Genomic DNA, 677 nt, shown 5'->3' on the forward strand with positions numbered 1-677 from the left:
GCTACCGCACTGGTTGAGGCTGAGGTAGACGCTACGGCGCTTGTGCTGGCTGAGGTAGACGCTACGGCACTTGTGCTGGCTGAGGTAGACGCTACGGCACTTGTGCTTGCTGAGGTAGACGCTACAGCGCTAGTACTTGCTGAGGTAGACGCTACTGCGCTTGTTGAAGCTGACGTAGACGCTACTGCACTTGTGCTTGCTGAGGTAGACGCTACGGCGCTTGTTGAAGCTGAAGTAGAGGCTACTGCACTAGTCGACGCTGAGGTAGACGCTACTGCACTAGTCGACGCTGAGGTAGACGCTACGGCGCTGGTGCTGGCTGAGGTAGACGCTACCGCACTTGTGCTGGCTGATGTAGATGCCACGGCGCTAGTCGATGCTGAGGTAGACGCTACTGCACTAGTCGATGCTGAGGTAGAGGCTACTGCACTAGTCGACGCTGACGTAGACGCTACCGCACTTGTACTTGCTGAGGTAGACGCTACGGCGCTTGTGCTGGCTGAGGTAGACGCTACGGCACTTGTGCTTGCTGAGGTAGACGCTACTGCACTAGTCGACGCTGACGTTGAGGCTACCGCACTTGTTGACGCTGAGGTAGACGCTACGGCACTTGTTGATGCTGAGGTAGAGGCTACGGCACTTGTTGACGCTGACGTAGACGCTACAGCGCTTGTGCT

General features: G+C 57.2%; 1 protein-coding gene. It reads right to left on the reverse strand.

Translation table 11 applies throughout. The annotated features are described in order from the left end of the window. Positions 1 to 677, reverse strand: a 677-nt coding sequence (locus N8L39_RS09235; RefSeq protein WP_261039367.1) for a hypothetical protein, incomplete at both ends; no start/stop codon positions are given.

The organism is Streptococcus mitis, assembly GCF_946190285.1.
Classification (GTDB): Bacteria; Bacillota; Bacilli; order Lactobacillales; family Streptococcaceae; genus Streptococcus; species Streptococcus mitis_CP.